The organism is Camelimonas sp. ID_303_24, assembly GCF_053543495.1.
This window is the reverse complement of the sequence record NZ_JBLLJM010000033.1, coordinates 37,290-53,206: the sequence shown is the minus strand read 5'-3', so window position 1 is coordinate 53,206 and position 15,917 is coordinate 37,290. Positions and strand designations below refer to the sequence as shown.

Below are 15,917 nucleotides of genomic sequence, written 5' to 3'. Positions count from 1 at the left end.
GAATGTCGATCAGTCCTAGATCAAATGACCGGATGATCGCTGCCCCTGGTTCCGAAAATGGCGCAGGGGCGCCGCAGGTTTTTCTGGGCGACAGCCAAAACGAAAGGCGCCTCGCGGCGCCTTTGTTGTGTTTGAATGGGGCGTTGGTGACGGGCCCGCCGTCGCTCCGTTGGCCTCAGCGGCTGTGCTGGCCGTCGTCGACGCGCACGCAGGTGCCCGTGACGCAGTCGGAGGCGGGCGACACCAGATACAGCAGGGTGCTGTCGAGCTGGGCGGGCTGGCCAAGGCGCTTGCGCGGGTAATGCTGGGCGATGTCGCCCATGCGCGCCAGCATGCCGTCCATCATCTCGGAGTGGAAGGCGCCAGGAGCAATCGCGTTGACGTTGATGTTGAACTTCGCCCACTCGACGGCGAGCGTCTCGGTGATGCGCACCACGGCGGCCTTCGAAACGGAATAAAGCGCTGCGCCGTTGCCGGCGTATTCATAGGCGGCGGCCGAGGCGATGTTGACGATGCGGCCCGGCTTGCCGGCTTCCATCAGGCGGCGGGCGAACTCGCAGGAGAGGATGTAGGGGGCGCGCACATTGGTGTCGAGCACCGAGTCGATCAGTTCGACCGACATCTTGACCGCGCGCTGGGCGTCGGGAATGCCGGCGTTGTTGATGAGGATCGTCACCGTTCCCAGCTCCGCCTCGGCCTTCTTCACCACGGCCAGCAACTGGTCGGCGTCCTGCACGTCAAGTTGCAGCGGCAGGGCGACGCCGCCGGCGGCGCGGATTTCTTCGGCAACCTGCTCGAGCCGGTCCATGCGCCGGCCGGTAATCGCGACCTTGGCGCCGCAGGCGGCGAGCACCCTGGCGAAGCGCAGGCCAAGCCCGGAAGATGCGCCGGTGACAAGGGCAACCTGGCCGGTGAGGTCGTTCGAAACGTGGGGAAGCGGGAAGTCGGTCGCGGCGCTCATGGCGTTTCCTTCTGAATTCAGCCAGGCGTCGTGGCCTGGCCGGTTGCATGTCCGGTGATGGTTTCAGCGAACATGGGTTGCCGCGTTGCTACGCAATTCCGGCGCGCCTGCAAACCTGTTTGTCGGAAGATCGCCGGAATGCGCCGGCGGCTCTGGCGCATCGCCAGCAGGGCGACGTCGCGTCGCGCGGCCTGCGGCGAAAGTCGGGCGCCGGAACAGTTGCGGGGAAAACCCCACTTCCGCTATGCGATTATTGCAGGGAATCGGCGCCGCTGACGCATGGCGGGCCACGCCCGCCATGGGAGCACCAGCGCGATGAAATCCACGATGATGTCGACGCAGCTGTCGCTGAACACAATGTTCGCGCGGCTGGACCGGCTGTTTGGCAGCCAGACCATTACTTCGCGCCTTCCTGACAAGTCGCTGCGCGTGCAGAGCTACGCCGAGGTCGCCGACCGCACCCGGGCGCTGGCCCACGCCCTGCAGGGCCTTGGCGTGAAGCCAGGCGACCGCGTCGCCACCCTGTGCTGGAACCACAACGCCCATCTGGAGTGCTATTTTGGCATTCCGCTGGTTGGCGCGGTCATGCACACGCTCAATCTGCGCCTTTCCGGTGAGGAAATCGGCTGGATCGCCGATCACGCGGGTTCGCGGGTGCTGATCGTCGATGACGTGCTGCTGCCGCTGTATGAGCAGGTGGCGCGCGCCTACAAATTCGACCATGTCATCGTGTTTCCGTTCGGCGGCGATGTCGCCATTCCGGACGGTCTGCACAATTATGAGACGCTGCTGGCGCCTCACAAGGGCAAGGCCTTCACGCCCGCGCCGCATGATGAAAATGACGCCGTGGGCCTGTGCTACACCTCCGGCACCACCGGACGCCCCAAGGGCGTCGCCTATTCGCACCGCTCCACGGTGCTGCACTCGCTCAGCATGAGCCTGCCGGATCACTGCAACCTCAGCAGCCGCGACCGGGTGCTGGCGGTGACGCCGATGTTCCACGCCAATTGCTGGGGCATGCCTTACGCGGCCGTGCTGACGGGCGCGAACCTGATCATGCCGGGGCCGCACCTGCATGGCGACGACCTGCTTGACCTGATCGTCGCGACGCAGCCCACCCTGTCGCTGGGCGTGCCGACCATCTGGCTGTCGCTGATCCAGTTCATGGAAGCCAACCCTGGCAAGTGGAAGCTGCCCGACGGCATGCGCAGCCTCGTCGGCGGCTCGGCCGCGCCGGAAAGCCTGATCCGCTCCTTCGCCGAGCGCGGCGTCACCCTGTTCCAGGGCTGGGGCATGACCGAGACCTCGCCGCTCGGAACCATCAGCTACATCAAGCCCGAACTGGCCGACGCGAGCGATGACGAAAAGTTCCGGCGCGCTGCCTGCGCCGGCGTTCCGGCGCCGCTGGTGGAAATCCGTCTCATCGACGACGAGGGCCAGGAGACGCCGTGGGACGGCAAAACCCCAGGCGAACTGCAGATCCGCGGGCCATACATCACCGGCGAATATTTCCGGGTGCCCGCCGATGCGGACAAGCACACGCCGGACGGCTGGCTGCGCACCGGCGACGTCGCTGTCTTCGACGCCCATGGCTACATGCGCATCACCGACCGCACCAAGGACCTGATCAAGAGCGGCGGCGAGTGGATCAGCTCGGTCGATATGGAAAACGCCCTGATGTCCCATCCAGGGGTGGCCGAGGCGGCGGTTATCGCCGTTCCGCATGAGAAGTGGAACGAGCGGCCGCTGGCCTGCATCGTGCTGAAGCCGGGACAGACGGCGACGGCTGAAGAGCTGAACCGCATTCTCGAGGGCCAGTTCGCCAAATGGCAGATGCCCGACCGCTATGAGATCCTGGACGCGATTCCGCGCACCTCCACCGGCAAGTTCTACAAGCTGAAACTGCGCGAGATGTTCCCGGCCTGACGTTCGCCGGGAAGCCTTCACCAGTTCTGGACGGCGGCCCCTGGGCCGCCGTTTTCACGTGGTCATGACGGACGCAGCGTCTCCATGCGGCGTTCAACGCCAATCGCCTCCAGAAAGGCGGCGTCATGGCTGACCACCAGCAGCGCGCCGTCGAAGGCGCGGAGCGCCTGCTCCAGCAGTTCGACCGAGGCGATGTCCAGATGGTTGGTCGGCTCATCCAGCGCCAGCAGCCATGGCGGCTCCGCCCCGGCGAGGGTGCAGGCAAGGCCGGCGCGCATGCGTTCCCCGCCGGACAAGGTCCCGACCAGCCGCAGCGCATCGCGATTGCGAAAAGCGAAGCGGGCGCAGGCGGCGAAAGCGTCGTTGACCTCGCCTTGCGGATTGAGCCGGCGGAAGTTGTCGAGAATGCTGGCCTGCGCATCGAGCAGGCTGACATGCTGGTCGAGCAGGGCAATGCGCCCCTCCGCCCGCAGCGCGTGACCGCCAGAGGGCGGCAGCAAGCCAGCCGCGATCGCCAGCAATGTGGATTTTCCGGCGCCGTTGGGCCCGCTGATCGCCACCCGTTCCGGGCCGCGCAGATGCAGGGACCACGGACCAAATGCGCGGCCGCCCCGCACCGCCGTCACCTGCTCCAGCCTCAGGACCTCCGCGTCCGCCGGCATGCGCGTGGCTGGCAGGCTGATCGTCAGCGGCGTCACAACCTCCACCTGCGCCCGGGCTGCGTCGGCCTGCGCTGAGGCATCGCTGACAAGGCGCTCGCCGATGCGCTGCATCCGCCCGCCGCTGTTCCCGGCCCGGTTGGCGCGGGCGCCGAGCAGAATTTTCGGCGCGGAGCCTTTTGCCGCGAAGGCGCGTCCGGCCTTGTCGCGCCGGTCCTTTGCTTCGCGCTGGCGCTGGGCCTCGCGCTCCGCCTCGCGCAGCGCGGCGCTGGTCCGCTCTGCTTCCGCCGCCGCCCGGGCGCGTTCAGCCTCGCGCACGGCAACGAAAGCGGACCATCCGCCGCCAACCACATGCACGCCAACCGGCGTCAGTTCGACAATGCGATCCATGTGTTCGAGGAGGGCGCGGTCGTGGCTGGCGACGAGAACGCCGCCACGCCAGTCGCGAACCAGCCTGTGAATGAGATCGCGACCGTCGGCGTCGAGATTGTTGGTCGGCTCATCCAGCAGCAGCAGGTCCGGCGCTTCCAGCAGCAGGCGGGCAACGCCGATGCGCACGCGTTCGCCGCCTGACAGCGAGCTGATGGGGCGATCGACGGCCATGCCGGCCATGCCGGCGCGGGTCAGGGCGTCGCCAAGCCGTCCCTCCAGGCCCCAGTCGGCGGCGCTGAAGTCCTCCTCCGTCCCGTTGCCGGCCAGAATGCGCGCCAGCACGGCAAGCGCCCCGGCGACGCCAAGCGCCTGGGCGATGCTCTGCCCCGGTGGCCAGTCCTGCGCCAGCAGCCCGGCGGAGCCGCGCCGGGTCACCGCGCCGGCCAGCGGGGCGAGGGCGCCGCAAGCCATTGCCAGCAGGGTTGATTTGCCCGCGCCGTTGCGGCCGACAAGGCCGACCCGCTCCGTCCCGACGGACAGGCTCAGATCGCGGAACAGGATGTGATGATCCGGCGTCGCCGCCGACACGGAATCGTAGGTGATAAACATGGAAGGGAGATCCGGGGTGCGTCAGCTTCTGCAGCCCCGCGCCTGGCCATGCCGGTTTCAGGAACCGGGCGCCGTCCGGGGCTGTTGTCCTTGGGTCCGGGCCCTGGGGCCCGCAGGATCAGAACTGGTCCAACGCGAAAAAACTCCGGAAATGCAAAAACGGCGCTGCGTCGCCATCGCCCGTTCATATAGGGCGCCATATCCTGAATTGGAAGCGGCGGTCACGGCCCGGGTGACCGGGATGACGCCGCCGCTGGCGCCGGACCAGCCGGCTGGTGCTTGACGGCGGTTCATGGCGCCATTATCTGCAATTCATTCGCATCTGCATCTAATAAGCGGTGAGGCGACGGTACATGATGAAGCGGAAGTTCTTCTGGCGCTCCTTGGCGCCCGTGCTGGCCTTTGCCCTGGCCATTGCCTCTGGCGCAGCGTCCGCTTCTGCGACGCCGCAACACCGCCTCAAGGTCGCGACGACCTTCACCATCCTCGCCGACATGGCCCGCAACGTCGCCGGCGACCATGCGGACGTGGTCTCGATCACCCGCCCTGGCGCGGAGATTCACCAGTACCAGCCAACGCCGAAGGACATCGTGCGGGCCCGCGACGCGGATCTGGTGCTCAACAACGGCCTGAATCTCGAAATCTGGTTCGAGAAATTCCTGCAGCACCTCAAGGGCGCCGAGCAGGTGGTGGTCAGCGCCGGCGTCACGCCCATCGGCATCGGCGAGGGGCCCTATAACGGCAAACCCAATCCGCATGCCTGGATGTCGCCGGCGGCGGCGGCGATCTATGTCGACAACATCCGCGAGGCCCTGGCGCGCAAGGACCCCGCCAACGCCGCCGCCTACCAGGCGAACGCCGAAGCTTACAAGCAGAAGATCGCCGCCGTGGCGGCGCCGATCCGCGAACGGCTGGCGGCGATTCCGGAAAACCGGCGCTGGCTGGCGACCAGCGAGGGCGCCTTCAGCTATCTGGCGCGCGACTTCGGCCTGAAGGAAATCTACCTGTGGCCGATCAACGCCGACCAGCAGGGCGCGCCGCAACAGGTGCGCAAGGTGATTGACGCCGTGCGCCAGCACCAGATTCCGGCGGTGTTCAGTGAAAACACCGTCTCGGACAAGCCGGCGCGCCAGGTGGCCCAGGAAACCGGCGCCCGCTATGGCGGCGTGCTCTATGTCGACAGCCTCAGCGAGCCGGACGGGCCGGCGCCGACCTATCTCGATCTGCTGAAAGTCACCGCGTCGACGATTGCCGATGGGCTGGCGGGTCCGCAAAATGACGGCCAGAAGACCGGCGCGGGCGGGACGCAGAAATGAGCGACATGGCGTCGGCCGACGCAGCGATGATCGGGGCGGCGATCCGCGTGGACCGGGCCTCCGTGGTCTATCGCAATGGGCGGCGGGCGCTGGATAACGCCACCTTCGTTGTGCCCTCCGGCTCGATCACGGCGCTGGTGGGCGTCAATGGCAGCGGCAAGTCCACCCTGTTCAAGGCCATCATGGGCATCGCGCCGCTGGCCTCCGGCGCCATCAGCATCTTTGGCGCGCCGGTGGGCGAGGCCCTGCGGCGCCATGCGGTTGCCTACGTGCCGCAAAGCGAAGACGTGGACTGGAATTTTCCGGTGCTGGTCGACGACGTGGTCATGATGGGCCGCTATGGCCACATGGGTTTCCTGCGCCGCCCGAGGCCCGAGGACCGGGAGGCGGTTGCCGTGGCGCTCGGCCGGGTCGGCATGCTGGACTTCCGTCGCCGCCAGATCGGCGAATTGTCCGGCGGCCAGCGCAAGCGGGTGTTCCTGGCCCGCGCCCTGGCCCAGGACGCCCGGCTGATCCTGCTGGACGAGCCATTCACCGGCGTCGACGTCGGGGCCGAGGAGGCGATCATCGCCTTGCTGCGCGACCTGCGCGCCGGCGGCCGCAGCATGCTGGTCTCGACCCACGATCTCGGCGGCGCGCCGACGTTTTGCGACCGCGCGGTGCTGCTGAACCAGACGGTGCTGGCCAGCGGCCCCATCGGCCAGGTCTTCACCGAAGACAATTTGCGCAACGCCTTTGGCGGCCGTCTGCGCCGCATCGATCTGCCGGGCGCAGACGGCCGCGCCGTCAATGTGGTCTCCGACGACGAGCGCGCGCTGGTGCTGCCGGCGACATCGCCTGACAGCGATGACCCGGCGCGGGGAGGGCCCCCGTGAGCGCGCTGCTCGAGCCCTTCTCATACGCCTACATGGTCAACGCCATGTGGGTGTCGGCGCTGGTGGGCGGCGTCTGCGCCTTTCTCGCCGCCTTCCTGATGCTGAAGGGCTGGTCGCTGATTGGCGACGCCCTGTCGCACGCCATCGTGCCTGGCGTCGCCGGCGCCTGGATGCTGGGGTTGCCGTTTTCCATCGGCGCGTTCTTTTCCGGCGGGCTGGCCGCCGCGGCCATCCTGTTTCTCAACCAGCGCACCCGGCTGAAAGAGGACGTCATCATTGGCCTGACGTTCTCGACTTTTTTCGCCCTTGGCCTGTTCATGACCTCGGTGTCGCCGACGCCGGTCGACATCCAGACCATCATCATGGGCAACATTCTGGCCATCACCCGCAGCGACACGGTGCAACTGGTCATCATCGCCGGCGTATCGCTGGCGGCGCTGCTGCTGACCTGGCGCGACCTGGCCGCCATGTTCTTCGATGAAACCCACGCACGCGCCGTCGGGCTGCGGGTCACCGCCCTGCGGCTGATGTTCTTCACCCTGCTGGCCGCCTGCACGGTGGCGGCGATGCAGACCGTGGGCGCCTTTCTGGTGATCTGCCTGGTCGTGACGCCAGGCGCGACGGCTTTCCTGCTCAGCGACCGCTTTGGCCGGGTGCTGGTCATCAGCGTCGCCATCGGCTCCATCACCAGCTTTCTCGGCGCCTGGATCAGCTATTACCTCAACGGCGCCACCGGCGGCGTCATCGTGGTGTTGCAGACGCTGGTGTTCCTGCTCGCCTTTGTGTTCGCGCCCAAACATGGCCTGCTCGCCGCGCGGCGGCTGGCCGCGTCGTCGGGCGCGGCAACGGCGTCTGGCGAGGATGCGCCGGAAAGGCCCGCGCCATGACGGGCCTGGCCGCGTTTCCCGCTTTTCTCGCCGAGCCGTTCAGCGCCGACTTCATGCGCCAGGCCTTTCTCGTCGCGCAACTGGTGGCGATCCCGACGGCCCTGCTCTCCTGCTTCATGGTGCTGCGCGGCTGGGCGCTGCTGGGCGACGCCATTTCCCACGCCGTCTTCCCCGGCGTGGTTCTTGCTTACATCCTTGGCATTCCGTTCGGCGTGGGCGCCTTCGCCGCGGGCATGGGCTGCGCCCTGGCGGCCGGCTATTTGCAGGAGAACAGCCGCATCCGCCAGGACACCCTGCTGGGCGTGGTGTTCGCCGGCATGTTCGGTCTTGGTCTGGTGCTGTATCGCGCCGTCGACACCGATGTGCATCTGGAGCACATCCTGTTCGGCGACCTGCTCGGCGTCGGTCCGCAGGACATGGTCCTTTCAGGGGCGATCGCCGCCGTGGTCGTGCTGGTGATGGCGTTGCGCTGGCGCGATCTGGCCCTGCACGCCTTCGATCCGGTGCAGGCGCGCGTTGTCGGCCTGCCCGTGCGGGTGCTGCACTATGGGCTGCTGGCGCTGATCTCGCTGGCCATCGTCGGCGCCCTGAGCACGGCGGGTCTGGTGCTCGCCATCGCCCTGCTGATCGCCCCCGGCGCCATCGGCTTCCTGCTCACCCGCCGCCTGTCGCGCATGCTGCTGATCGCCGTGGCGGCCAACATGCTGGCGGCGCTGGCCGGCGTTTTTGCCAGCTATCATATCGACAGCGCGCCAGGGCCGACGATCGTGCTGTGCCTCGCCGTGATGTTCATCGCCGCCATGTTGGCCAGCCGCTGGCGCCAGCGGCGGGCGCGCGATCGTGGACCGGCGGGGGCCTGAGTCTGGCCCGGCCGGATGTGGCGTTCGCGCCTCACCGCCGATCATGCCGCGGGCGCATGCCTGTCATCCCCTTGCAACTTGTTGTGTTCAGTGGGATGAAAGCGCCCTTTTTCGCGGGCGCCGGTCATCCGGGGCGGACGTCGTGACCATGCATGACATGCCTCGCGCCAAAAGCCGGTGAGGCCCATCGGATTCTGGTAGATCCCCGGACGCTTTCCGGCTCGCCCGCGTCGTCGGGCAGCGCAGAATTCGCCAGGGGCAGGGCAAGCTGCTTCAGGCGGCGTTCTGGCCCTGCGAGCGGCGAATGCACCAGCCTCCGCCGCGCCAGAGGCGCGTCGCCGCGATGACGCCACAAGTTACGGACGCTCCCTCCTGTCAGGAAAAAGCGTCCGGCCAAAGCGATATGGGCGTGTCCGCACCCTGGTTTTTCCGGGCGCGCCCTGACTGTTCCGCCGGATGCGTCGCCATGGCCGTCTGTCTGGACAGTGAAGCTGTTTTTCTTCGTATCGAGACGCGGCGTTCGGGGAGCGCTCCGCGTCAGGACGCGTTCCTGCGCCCGCTACCCCAGGCACTGCCATGCAAACCACCACACGCGAATCGCATCCCCCCGGACGTATGAGTTACCGGGAGTTTGTCGCATTCATCGCCGCCCTGATGGCGACCAACGCCCTGGCCATCGATTCGATGTTGCCGGCCCTTGCCGAGATCGGGCGTGACCTTGGCCTGAGCAGCGACAACCAGCGCCAGTGGATCATCACCGCCTATCTGCTCGGCTTTGGCGGGGCGCAGATCTTCTACGGCCCGGCGGCTGACCGCTTCGGCCGCCGGCCGGTGCTGATCTTTGGCCTGGCGATGTATTTTATCTTTGGCGCGCTGGCCGGTCTGGCCAATACGTTCGAGACCATGATTATCGCCCGCGTCGCCCAGGGCGTTGGCGCGGCCGCGACGCGGGTGCTGGCGGTTTCCATTGTTCGCGACTGCTATGCCGGGCGCCAGATGGCGCGCGTCATGTCGATGGCGATGATCATTTTCATGCTGGTGCCGATCCTCGCGCCGTCGTTCGGCCAAGCGATCATGCTGTTCGCGCCCTGGCACTGGGTGTTTGGCCTGCTGGCGATTTTCGGCGCCGTCGTGCTGGTCTGGATGTTGTTCCGCATGCCCGAAACCCTGCATCCGCGGGATCGTCGCTCCATCGACCCGGCGGGCGTGCTTGCCGCCATGCGCCAGTGTTTCGCCTCCCGCGAGGCTGTGGGCTACATGCTGGGCAACACTTTGGCGCTGGGGGCGTTGTTCGGCTACATCAATTCCACCCAGCAGATCTTCTCTGACGTATTTCACGCCGAACATCTGTTCACCACGATGTTCGCCCTGACAGCCGGTTTCATGGCCGTGGCGTCGTTGCTGAACGCCAGGCTGGTCGAGCGCTTCGGCATGCGCCTGCTCTCACATACCGCGCTGCTGGGTTATATCCTGGTCGCGATGGCCCACTTTATCATCGCGCTGGCGGGCTTCGAGAACCTGGTGACGTTTGTCGTGCTGCAAGCCTGCGTCATGTTCTGTTTCGGCATGATGAGCGGCAATTTCGGCGCCATGTCGATGCAGCCGTTGGGCCACATCGCCGGAACGGCGTCCTCCGTGCAGGGTTTTGTCACCACGGTCGGCGGGGCGCTGGCCGGCTTCTGGATCGGCCAGCATTTCAATGGAACAACCGTGCCGATGACGGCAGGTTTCGCCATATGCGGCGTATTGATCCTGATTGTTGTGATCATAACCGAGCGTGGACGTTTATTCCGCCCTCACAACGCCTGAATATGTGGTGGACTGATACATGAATAAACCGTTGCCAATCCGTAACGCCGCCAGGAAAACGGATCGCAGCGCCGGAAAGGGCATGACTTCATGCATCCAACTCGCCTACATTTCATGAACTGAGCTGCTTTACCCGGAACGGCGGCCCGCGCGGGGCGCCTGGGCGGATGTCATGGCGCAGGCGGGGCCGGAGCCGCCGCGCCATGGCTGATGTCGGCGGATGATCCGGTTGGGGGATGGTCAGGACGAGAGCTTTCGGGACGCATTGGGGGCGATATGTTGCGGTTTCTCTTGCGGTTTGTTGCAATCAGCCTGCTAACCGGAACGTCGGCCATGGCGGCGGACCTGCCGGCGTCGAAGGCCCCCGTGGAGCCCGTCGCGCCCGCAGTGCTGAGCGGGGGATGGCAGTTCAGCCTGACGCCCTACATGTGGGCGGCCGGCATTGGCGGCGACGTCGGGCATGGCGACCGCACGCTTGCGCATTTGCACTACGATTTTTCGAAGGTCATCAACACGTTGAACTTCGCCGCCATGGGCATGGCGGAGGCGCGCTATGGCCGGTTTTCGCTGTCTTCCGATCTGATTTACATGCGGATCACCGATCATGTCGCCATGTCCCGCATCGGGCTGGAGCGGTCGCGGGTCGGCGTCGGCCTGCTGCAGTGGACGCCGCTGGCGGGCTACGCCGTCCATGACGACGGGCGCAGCCGTCTGGAACTGGTGGCGGGCGCCAGGGTCTGGTCGGTCAAGACCATCATCGGCGCGGAATTCGCGCGCTTTGGCGATCATGAGGCGCAGCGCACCAGGACATGGGTTGACGCGGTTGGCGGCGTGCGCGGCCAGGCCTTCCTGACCGACAGCCTGTTCCTGAGCGGCTGGGCCCTCGCGGGCGGTGGTGGCTCCGACTACATGTGGGACCTGATGGGCGGCGTTGGCTACCGCATCAATTCCATGTTCTCGGCGACCCTGGGCTACCGCGCCCAGCAGGTGAAGTTCCGGGAGGCCGGCTTCCTGTTTGACGTCGCCGTGCATGGTCCCATTGCCGGCGTGCAGATCGCCTTCTGAGCTCGGGCTGGAGCCGTTCCGGTCAGCAGGAGCCTGCGGACCGATCAGAATTTGCGCAAATCAGGAAAAGCTGGAGCCAGTTTCATCCACGATCGTGGGCAAGCCGGCCCGGTGGCCGGGCGGGATCGCGCCAGGCTAACGCCCGGGGGCGCGGCGCGCCCTGGGCTGCCGGCTGAGACAGCAGTACGCGACGGCTGCTCAGGGTAACCGCCACGCAAATGAAGAAGAGCATGCCCGGATCGGCGCTGCCGCCGCTTAGCGTTATTGCGGTGATGCCGGCGAGGCCGGTGGCGCGGGCTGATTCATAGAGCGCCCGCAACTGCGGATCATACGCCGGGTTGCGGGGGAGCGGCCGCAGCAGGGACAGCGCCAGCAGCAATTGCAGGGCGGCGCCAATGGCCCCGGTCTGGCTCAGTACGGCGATCAGCCAGTTGGAGGCGCGGGAACTGCCCATGCCGACGCCCAGTCCGCCGGTTTCAAGAAAAGTTTCGAGGCTGCGCATGTTCCAGTAGCCACGCTCGGCGGCAGAGGATGAACTGGCTTTGTTGAAGATCGCCGCGTCCAGCAGCTTGCGCACGCCGTCGAACGCATTGTTGTTGTAAAGATAGATCGCCAGCACGATGGCGACGCCGGCCAGCGCGGCGTAGAGCAGCGCCAGATCAGATGTGCGCACCCGGCCTTTCAGCAGGTTGAAAATGGCCAGCGCGGCGAGGCCGGCGCCATAAACCGCCAGACAGGCGTAGGCGGTGGTGCTGGTGGACAGCAGCAGCAGGCCAAGCGACATGGCGGCGAGCAGACCAACGCGCCGGTCGCCGGTCATGCGGGCCCACGTCATGCAGAACACCATGCTGGCGAACGTCGCCGCGCCAAACGCCGACGCTTCGGAATGCCCGCCGGCGATCCGGAAAAAGCCGGCGTGCTCCACGTCCGTGGCCATGGCGTAGCTGGCGGTGCGGATGATGTCGAGCACGTCGCCGGCGCCGCCGAGCTTGGCGAGCAGGTCGATGGCCCCCAGGGCCGCGTTCAGCACCGCCCACAGCATCAAACCCCTGCGGATCAGGGTCAGCCGCCCGCCGGTTGGCAGGGTGGCGCACAACACCAGGCAGGCCAGGGCTCCGAGCACGAAATAGGCGGTTTGGGAGATATTGCCGGAAACCGGCGACAGCAGGGTTTCGACGATTCCGCCGGTGTCCCGTGAGGGAACGAACACGCTGGTTTCGCCGGCGAACAGACGCGGCAATATCAGCGCGGACGCCGAAACGTGGACGATCATGGCCAGCAGCACCAGGGAAACGGGCGTCTGGACCGCGCCGGAAGCAACCGTCGCGAGGCCGCCGGAGCGCAGGAATGGAGCGGCGACCAGGCAAATCGCGAAAATCGTATAGATCTGGGGCGATGATCCGCCGAGCGCCGGCAGGGTGGCGAACGCCGTCGCGCCAAACGCCAGCGCAGCCGGCAGGCCAACCAGGACGGTGGAGCCCAACGCGCGCCCGGCAATGGCGACGGCGATGCACACCAGTATTCCGGCAAGCGACGGGATCATATGATTAAATCGCCTCCCACCGTATTTTCATGCGGGACGGGCTTTGGGAAACGCGCTACTGTCGCCGTCCGGCGCGCCGGAAGGGCGCGCGCCCCGGGCCGCCGCAGATCTGATCCGGGCTGGAACGCCCCTGGGAGCAGTGTATGGGAGCGGTCTGGATGGCGGTGAGCGGTGTGGTGGGGTTTTTGCTTGGCATGGGGTTCGGCTATCCGGCGGCGTTCCTTGCCAGCGTTCTGACCGCCGCCGTGGGTGCGGGCCTTGCGCGACATGATGGCTGGAATGTCGCCGCCGGGATGGCTATTGGCGCATGGATCGTGCTTCAGGCGGCCTATTTCCTCGGCGCGCTGGCGAAGACCGCCATTTCGCGCCGCGACCTCCGGTAGCGTGGAGCGTGAAGTCACTCCAGACCAGCTCGCCGCGCCCAAAGTCAGATGCCGGCCCACGACGCCAGCCTCACGAGGTCTGGTTTGAACGCGCCACCGCCGGAATGGTGCGCGCGAGGATCGTGACGTCGGTCCACAGGCTCCAGTTGCGGACATATTGGGAATCGAGCGCCACGCGATCAGCGTAGGAGAGGGCGTTGCGGCCACTGACCTGCCAGGGGCCGGTCATGCCGGGGCGGGCGGCCAGGTAGTCATCGATATGGCGACCGTAAAGCGCGAGCTCGTCCGGAACCACGGGACGTGGGCCAACGCAGCTCATGTGGCCGCCCAGCACGTTGAACAGCTGCGGCAGTTCATCGAGGCTGGTGAGGCGAAGGGTCTGCCCGACCAGGGTCACGCGGGGGTCGTGGCGCAGCTTCCGGTTCTCCCGCCATTCCGCCGCCGCCGCGGGATTGTCGCGCAAATGGTCATTGAGCCGCCGTTCGGCGTCGCGGGACATGGTGCGGAATTTGTAGCAGAAGAACGGCGCGCCGCCGTGACCGACCCGTCGCTGGGCGAAGAAGACCGGCCGTCCCATGGTGATGACAACCGCCAGCGCGGTCAGCAACATCAGCGGTGACAGCACAACCAGGGCGATGACGGCCACGACGATATCGAGCGCGCGTTTCCACGCTCCGCCAATCGCCGGCTTGCCGTCGATAACACGGGAAGCGGTGTAAGATGCGCCTGCGCGCGTCGTAGTGGGTTCGTTCAGCACCGTGAGTCGCCCTCTGCAACATCCTTGATCAGAGGTGCGTCCAATCCGTCGCCGCTCCAAGGTGTTAGAAGGCGTATGAGCGCCGGATTTGCGGGCGCCCGTTTAATACCTTTGCGCGTATCCGGCCTGCCTGGTCGGGCTGACGGATACCACTGCCGGCGCAAGGCTGGTCGATCGGGGGAGCGTGGACGGGGCCAGGGCGCATCGGGCTGTGGCGTAGCCCAGGCGGCGCGCGGCGCATACCGCCAAAGCATGTCCCGCCAAAGCATGCGCCGCCACGCCATGGCTGGCGCCGTCGTGTGCTTTGCTGGTCGCTGGCGTGCGCATCTTCGCGGCATGGCGTTGCGGTATAGGCTGGTCCATGGCGCCGGGGGCGCCTGGGAAGCGGCGGCCGCCTTCATGAGGCCGCAGCCTTTCCGATCCAGTTTGATCGGAAAGGCTCTATGGCGTCGCTGCTTTGCGGAAAGCGTCAAAGGCGGGTTTGCGCGCGCCGATGCGCCAGCCATGCTCACCGCCGCGCTCAAGCTCGACCAGGCCCATGTAGGCCTCGTAATGCGGCGCCCAATAGGTTTCATCCAGCAGCTCGTAAACGTGCGCCGCCTCGATACGGTACGGGCCGGCCAGCCGCTTGAGCGTTTCCATCATGGAAGCAAGCCCTTTGGCCTGGCCTTCCTTGCCGTCGCGCTGGCTCCCGTATTCATGGTTGAATTCGGTGATCCAGATCGGTTTGCCGTAACCCGCCAGAATTTTGAACGCCCATTCGGGATCGTTGGCGTACCAGTGCCAGACCGAGATCTCCCAGGGCACCCCATCCTTCGCCAGCCGGCCGAAAATGCCGGTGTGGCCCCAACCGGCCGAGCCGAGCGCCCGGCGCGCCTTCGGATTGGCGGCGGCGACGCCCTCGGCCAGGCCGGAAAGCACCGCGGCCACCTTTTTGTAGCGCGCGCCCACATAGTCCAGTTCGCCGACACCGCCCGCGGGCCCCCACTCGCAGGGATATTTCGTGCCGTCGTCCCGCATCTCGCAGGGCTGGATGATGGCGTAGTTCTCCAGTTCGTTGCCCAGTTCCCAGACCTGGATATTGGGCAGCCGGCGGACGAAGGCTTCCGCGAAGGCGCGTGACCGGGCCTTCAGGGTGGCTTGGTCCTGTTCCTTGAGATTCACCGGGGGGTTGAGCACGGGCAGCGTTTCAATGCCGCGCGCCGCCAGCGTCTCGTGCAGACGCGCCAGGGTCTCCATCTGATTCAGGCTGGTGACATCAACCCTGTAGGAGCGGGCGTTCATCTCGCTCAGTAATGTCGCCTGCTGTTCCATGGATACGCCGGGATAGGAAACCAGGGGATGCCCATTGGCGCCCCAGACCATGTTGGCCCGGGGCGCGGGCGCGGGCGCGGCGTTCTCCGCCGCCTGCGCCGGGGCGCCCAGGCCGCCAAGGACGAGGATGACAGCGGCGATCAGCCGGCCAGTGGGCGTCAGACCTGATGACGTCAGTCCTGATGACGCGGCGCCTGGGGGCGTGGGGCGGGATAATGCTGATGTGGCCGACACGCGCCTGTTCTCCTGTCTGCCAGTGAACCGGGCGCCAGGCGCCCGACCCTTCGCCTGACGTCCGGCTCCTGTCGCCGGGCCTCCGGCTCCTGGGCCGGAAGTTTGACTCCGGCTGCCGCCGGGGAACAGGCGGCCAAACAGCCGGGACTTACCGCCAAAGGCGTTAATCAGGCCCGCCGGGAATACGGAAACCTCTCCAAAGGGCGCAGGCGCGTCCACCTATTGCGCCCCATCGCGCGCCGACTGACCTGGCGCAGACTGGACACAGGTTAAGCAGGTTGGGGATTGGGCCGGGGCCATGCCGCTGCATGGCGCGTTTCCAGGCCGCGTTCCAGCGCGGCGGGATT

Annotated in this window: 13 protein-coding genes; 8 read left to right on the top strand and 5 right to left on the bottom strand. The window is 66.8% G+C overall.

The window, feature by feature from the left end; all coding sequences use genetic code 11:
• Positions 1-175 precede the first annotated feature (175 nt).
• Positions 176-961 carry an SDR family NAD(P)-dependent oxidoreductase gene (locus ACERNI_RS17095; protein WP_448834449.1) on the bottom strand — a complete coding sequence of 262 codons (786 nt, stop codon included), beginning with the start codon at positions 959-961 and terminating at the stop codon, positions 176-178.
• Positions 962-1,288: 327 nt separating this feature from the next.
• On the opposite strand from ACERNI_RS17095, the gene ACERNI_RS17090 reads away from it, so the two are divergent.
• A complete protein-coding gene (locus ACERNI_RS17090; protein WP_448834448.1) occupies positions 1,289-2,887 on the top strand; it encodes a long-chain fatty acid--CoA ligase in 1,599 nt (532 codons plus the stop codon).
• A 62-nt stretch (positions 2,888-2,949) separates the two neighbouring features.
• On the opposite strand, the gene ACERNI_RS17085 is transcribed toward ACERNI_RS17090, so the two are convergent.
• The gene (locus tag ACERNI_RS17085; protein WP_448834447.1) at positions 2,950-4,527 is read right to left on the bottom strand and encodes an ATP-binding cassette domain-containing protein; all 1,578 of its coding nucleotides are present in this window, start codon (positions 4,525-4,527) and stop codon (positions 2,950-2,952) included.
• Between the two features lie 353 nt (positions 4,528-4,880).
• Here ACERNI_RS17085 and ACERNI_RS17080 point away from each other — a divergent pair, with 353 nt between their 5' ends.
• From ACERNI_RS17080 to ACERNI_RS17055, 6 genes are all read left to right on the top strand, one after another.
• Positions 4,881-5,843, top strand: a complete 963-nt coding sequence (locus tag ACERNI_RS17080) for a metal ABC transporter substrate-binding protein (protein ID WP_448834446.1) — start codon at positions 4,881-4,883, stop codon at positions 5,841-5,843.
• A gap of 5 nt (positions 5,844-5,848) precedes the next feature.
• Complete coding sequence (locus ACERNI_RS17075) at positions 5,849-6,718, top strand: ATP-binding cassette domain-containing protein (protein WP_448834452.1); 870 nt, start codon at positions 5,849-5,851, stop codon at positions 6,716-6,718.
• A 32-nt stretch (positions 6,719-6,750) separates the two neighbouring features.
• Positions 6,751-7,605 (top strand): metal ABC transporter permease, encoded by an 855-nt coding sequence (locus ACERNI_RS17070; RefSeq protein ID WP_448834451.1) that lies wholly within the window; start codon positions 6,751-6,753, stop codon positions 7,603-7,605.
• Positions 7,602-8,465 carry a metal ABC transporter permease gene (locus tag ACERNI_RS17065; protein ID WP_448834445.1) on the top strand — a complete coding sequence of 288 codons (864 nt, stop codon included), beginning with the start codon at positions 7,602-7,604 and terminating at the stop codon, positions 8,463-8,465. The genes ACERNI_RS17070 and ACERNI_RS17065 overlap by 4 nt, the downstream gene beginning before the upstream one ends.
• Before the next feature lie 576 nt (positions 8,466-9,041).
• Positions 9,042-10,274: a multidrug effflux MFS transporter gene (locus ACERNI_RS17060; RefSeq protein WP_448834444.1), complete on the top strand. Its 1,233-nt coding sequence runs from the start codon at positions 9,042-9,044 to the stop codon at positions 10,272-10,274.
• 333 nt (positions 10,275-10,607) lie between these two features.
• Positions 10,608-11,339, top strand: a complete 732-nt coding sequence (locus ACERNI_RS17055) for a hypothetical protein (RefSeq protein WP_448834443.1) — start codon at positions 10,608-10,610, stop codon at positions 11,337-11,339.
• Between the two features lie 82 nt (positions 11,340-11,421).
• Here the strand turns inward: ACERNI_RS17055 and ACERNI_RS17050 are convergent, their stop codons facing one another.
• Positions 11,422-12,882, bottom strand: a complete 1,461-nt coding sequence (locus ACERNI_RS17050) for a hypothetical protein (protein WP_448834442.1) — start codon at positions 12,880-12,882, stop codon at positions 11,422-11,424.
• A 143-nt stretch (positions 12,883-13,025) separates the two neighbouring features.
• Here ACERNI_RS17050 and ACERNI_RS17045 point away from each other — a divergent pair, with 143 nt between their 5' ends.
• A complete protein-coding gene (locus ACERNI_RS17045) occupies positions 13,026-13,265 on the top strand; it encodes a hypothetical protein (protein WP_448834441.1) in 240 nt (79 codons plus the stop codon).
• Positions 13,266-13,335: 70 nt separating this feature from the next.
• On the opposite strand, the gene ACERNI_RS17040 is transcribed toward ACERNI_RS17045, so the two are convergent.
• Together ACERNI_RS17040 and ACERNI_RS17035 are read right to left on the bottom strand one after the other, a co-directional pair.
• Complete coding sequence (locus ACERNI_RS17040; RefSeq protein WP_448834440.1) at positions 13,336-14,022, bottom strand: sugar transferase; 687 nt, start codon at positions 14,020-14,022, stop codon at positions 13,336-13,338.
• 441 nt (positions 14,023-14,463) lie between these two features.
• Entirely contained in the window at positions 14,464-15,570 is a 1,107-nt protein-coding gene (locus tag ACERNI_RS17035; protein WP_448834439.1) for a hypothetical protein, read from the bottom strand.
• Positions 15,571-15,917: the final 347 nt, after the last annotated feature.